Source organism: Kitasatospora sp. NPDC059571 (assembly GCF_042735675.1).
Classification (GTDB): domain Bacteria; phylum Actinomycetota; class Actinomycetes; order Streptomycetales; family Streptomycetaceae; genus Kitasatospora.
This window is the reverse complement of record NZ_JBHWBW010000181.1, coordinates 13391-14014: the sequence shown is the minus strand read 5'-3', so window position 1 is coordinate 14014 and position 624 is coordinate 13391. Positions and strand designations below refer to the sequence as shown.

Annotated in this window: 2 protein-coding genes; one reads left to right on the top strand and one right to left on the bottom strand. The window is 73.6% G+C overall.

Annotated elements, in window-relative coordinates:
- Positions 1-172: CsbD family protein (locus tag ACFV0G_RS20710; RefSeq protein ID WP_380549619.1), on the bottom strand; the 172-nt coding region annotated here is incomplete at its 3' end.
- A 134-nt stretch (positions 173-306) separates the two neighbouring features.
- Between ACFV0G_RS20710 and ACFV0G_RS20705 the strand changes: the two genes are divergently transcribed.
- Positions 307-477: a hydrophobic protein gene (locus ACFV0G_RS20705; protein ID WP_380549616.1), complete on the top strand. Its 171-nt coding sequence runs from the start codon at positions 307-309 to the stop codon at positions 475-477.
- The last annotated feature ends 147 nt before the right edge of the window (positions 478-624 follow it).

Here is a 624-nt window from a genome sequence, read left to right as displayed (position 1 = left end):
GGTGCTTGAAGGCGTCCTTGACGTGCTCGCCGGCCTGCTTGAGGTCCCCCTTGGCCTGGTCGGCCCTGCCCTCAGATTCCAGGCGCTCGTTGCCGACCGCCTTACCCGCGGCCTCCTTGGCCTCGCCCTTGAGCTTGTCACCGGTGTTCTCGATCTTGTCGCTCGTGCTCATCGCGCTCTCCTCACTCTCGGTCCGCCATCATCCTGACGCCAAGCCGCCTGCCCGCCCACGGCCGGAGGATTCGCACGAATATGTGCACCCGGTGAGGGCAGCCGGTCCGGCGACACCAACTCCTGGAGGTTGCCGTGGTTCCCCTTCTTCTCGTCCTGCTGCTGGCCGTGCTCCTCTTCGGCGCCGGCTTCGCAGTCAAGATCCTCTGGTGGGTGGCCGTCGTCGTCCTCGCGATCTGGCTGATCGGCTTCGTCGCCCGCGGCACCCACCCCTCCGGAGGTCGCAACCGCTGGTACCGCTGGTAGACACGACCACCACCCGATCCCGGAGCGGGGGGGGGGGCCCCCCCGGGCGCGCGCCCGCGCCCCGGGCTGGCCCCCCCCCCCCCCCCCCCCCCCGGGCCCCGCCCCCCCCCCCCCCCCGCGCCCCCCCCCGGGCGCCCCGCCCCCCCC